Raw genomic sequence first — 285 nt, 5'->3', positions numbered from 1 at the left:
CCGGAATATATACCGGAGAGAAAAATCCACCTGTACCACTGCGACCACCGGGGCCTGCCGCTGGCGCTGATTGACGTTAACGGCCTGGTTGCGTGGCGCGCAGAGTGTGATGAATGGGGAAATGTGCTGCGGGAAGATAACCCGCATAACCTGGAACAGCTTATTCGTCTGCCGGGGCAGCAGTATGATAAAGAGACGGGGCTGTACTATAACCGGCACCGGTACTACGACCCTGCACAGGGAAGGTATATCACRCAGGATCCGATTGGGTTGATGGGGGGATAG

At 56.0% G+C, this 285-nt stretch carries 1 pseudogene; it reads left to right on the top strand.

Annotated elements, in window-relative coordinates:
- Window positions 1–285 (top strand): annotated as a pseudogene (locus JTI98_RS10820) (RHS repeat-associated core domain-containing protein); the annotation flags it as partial.

This window comes from Citrobacter sp. MGH 55, from assembly GCF_016906145.1.
In the GTDB taxonomy this organism is placed as follows: domain Bacteria; phylum Pseudomonadota; class Gammaproteobacteria; order Enterobacterales; family Enterobacteriaceae; genus Citrobacter_A; species Citrobacter_A amalonaticus.
Note: the sequence above shows the minus strand (reverse complement) of the source record. Positions and strands in the feature narration are given on the sequence as shown.